Genomic DNA, 2,850 nt, shown 5'->3' on the forward strand with positions numbered 1-2,850 from the left:
GGACAATACAGGTCATCGACAACGTCCCCTGGTTCACCCCACCCGCCACCATCGACCCCACCAGAACACCCCGACGCGGCGGCACACTTCTGGCACCACGGCTGCCCTGACCCCCGGCAGGCGCGCATCGACACAGTCGCCACACGAGCCGCCCACCCAACAGAAAAAGCTCCGCGACCGGGCCACCCAGCAGAAAGGGGCTGCGCGAGGCTCAACCAGCAGAAGGGACGGCGCGAGGCTCAACCAACAGAAAAAGCTGCGCGAGGCTCAACCAGCAGAAGGTGCTCCGGGACCTGGTCAACCAGCGGCGACTGAGTCGATTGAGCAGCCCGCCCGCGGCCATGTCGAAATCGCGCAAGAAAGGAGCACGCCAACCTACACAGCCCGGCCCACCCCACCATCCCAGCGGGTTTCGACACGGCCGCTACGCGACCTGCTCAACCAACGGTGTTTCAGCAGACTGAGCAGGCCACCCACGGTCGCTGCGCGACCGGCTCAACCAGCGAGAGCTACGCCACCTTCTCCTCATGCGCCACGAACCGCACGGCCATGGCCTTGTAGCCGGGCGTGTTCGACTCGCGCGCCACGAGCTCGCGGTGCATGAGCGCGTTCGCTTCGGGGAAGTACGCTGCGACGCATCCGCGGGGCGTCGGATAGGCCACAAGCCTGAATTTGTCGGCCCGCCGCTCCGACCCCTGGAACGTGCTGATGACGTCGACCATGGCGCCATCCGCGAACCCCATGTCGATCGCGTCATCCTTGTTGATCAGGATTACGCGGCGCCCGCCGGAGATGCCGCGGTAGCGGTCATCCAGCCCATAGAACGTGGTGTTGTACTGGTCGTGGCTGCGCATGGTCTGCAGGATGAGGTGGCCCGCCGGCGGGGTCAGGTACTCGAGCGGGCTCACGGTGAACCGTGCCCGACCGATGTCGGTTGCGAAGCTGCGGGTGTCGCGCGGCGGGTTCGGTAGCACGAAGCCATTCTTCGTCTTGAGCCGCTTGTTGAAGTCCTCAAAACCCGGCAGCACTCGCGCGATGTGGTCGCGGATTACGTCGTAATCCTCGGCCATGCCCTTCCAGTTGACGGAATGGTCATCGCCGAGCGTTGCCCTGGCCATGCGGGCCACGATCACGGGCTCGGCCAGCAGGTGCTCGGAGACCGGCTTGAGCCGTCCCTGCGTCGTGCGCACGACCGACATCGAGTCCTCGACCGAGAGAACCTGTCGTCCGCCCGGATGCTTGTCGTCGGTGTCGGTGCGGCCGAGCGTCGGCAGGATGAGCGAGGTGCGTCCGTGCATGACGTGCGACCGGTTCGGCTTTGTGGATACCGAGACGGTCAGGCCGACGCGCTGCATCGCGCCCTCAAGGGCCACTGTGTCGGGGCAGGCGAGCGCGAAGTTACCGCCCATCGACATGAACACGTCCACCTCGTCGTTCTCGAACGCCTCGACGGTGTCGACCGCGTCGAGGCCGTGCTCACGCGGGGAGGTGATGCCGAATTCCTTGTCGAGAGCGTCGAGCATCCACTCCTTCGGCTTCTCCCAGACGCCCATCGTGCGGTCGCCCTGCACGTTGGAGTGCCCCCGCACGGGGCAGGCCCCCGCGCCCGGCTTGCCGAAGTTGCCCTGCAGCAGGAGCAGGTTGATGATCTCCTTGAGCGTGTTGACCGAGTGTGGCTGCTGGGTGAGGCCCAGCGCCCAGCAGATGATGGTCGCCTTCGACTTGACCATCATCTGGGCGACCTTGGCGATCTCGAGCCTGGAGAGGCCCGTGGCCGTCTCGGTCTCGCCCCAGTCGATGGTCTTCCGCGCTGCGCGGTAGGCGTCGATGCCGTCGGTGTTCGCGGCGACGAACTCGTGGTCGACGACGGAGCCGGGAACACGCTCTTCCTCCTCGAGCAGCAGGTGACCGAGGGCCTGGAACAGCGCGAGGTCGGCGCCGACCTTGATCTGCAGGAATTCGTCGGCGAGGTTCGTGCCCTTTCCGAGCACTCCCGAGGCGGTCTGCGGATCCTTGAAGTTGAACAGGCCGGCTTCGGGCAGCGGATTGACGGCGACAACCTTGCCGCCGTTGTCCTTGCACTCGGCCAGGGCGGACAGCATCCGCGGGTGATTCGTGCCGGGGTTCTGCCCGATGACGAAGATCAATTCCGCCTGGTGGATATCCTCCAGAGAAACGGTGCCCTTTCCGATGCCGATCGTCGGGTTGAGCGCGGAACCCGATGACTCGTGGCACATATTCGAGCAGTCGGGCAGATTGTTGGTGCCGATCGACCGGGCGAACAGCTGGTACATGAACGCCGCCTCGTTGGCAGTGCGGCCCGAGGTGTAGAAAACGGTGCGCTCCGGCACGGTGGCGCGGATGGACTCGCCGATGAGCTCGAAGGCGTCGTCCCAGGAGATCTGCGAGTAGTGGGTGTCGCCAGGACGGATGACGACCGGGTGGGTGATCCGGCCCTGGTTACCGAGCCAGTATTCGGTCTTCTCGGCCAGCTCGGCAATCGAGTGCTTCGCCCAGAATTCGGGAGTGACGGTGCGAAGCGTCGCCTCCTCGGCCACGGCCTTCGCGCCGTTCTCGCAGAACTCCGCGCTCTTGCGGTGTCCCTGCGACTCGGGCCACGCGCATCCGGGACAATCGGTGCCGTCGCGTTGGTTGAGCCGCAGGAGAGATCGGGCGGTGCGCACCACTCCCGCCTGGGCGATGCCGCGTTCGAGCGCGACAAGCACCGCTTCTACGCCTGCTGCGGACTTTTTGGGCTTCTTGATGGTGAGGTTGTCTTCGTTGATGTCCTCGACCGGTGCTCCACGTGTCATGACCCCATCTTGCCCCGAAATATGCAAAGTAATCGAC

Annotated in this window: 1 protein-coding gene; it reads right to left on the bottom strand. The window is 65.3% G+C overall.

Going from position 1 to position 2,850, the window contains the following annotated elements:
* Nucleotides 1–509 precede the first annotated feature (509 nt).
* Complete coding sequence (locus tag LH475_RS04735; protein WP_297412990.1) at nucleotides 510–2,813, bottom strand: FdhF/YdeP family oxidoreductase; 2,304 nt, start codon at nucleotides 2,811–2,813, stop codon at nucleotides 510–512.
* Nucleotides 2,814–2,850: the final 37 nt, after the last annotated feature.

It is taken from the genome of Cryobacterium sp. (genome assembly GCF_026786305.1).
In the GTDB taxonomy this organism is placed as follows: Bacteria; Actinomycetota; Actinomycetes; order Actinomycetales; family Microbacteriaceae; genus Cryobacterium.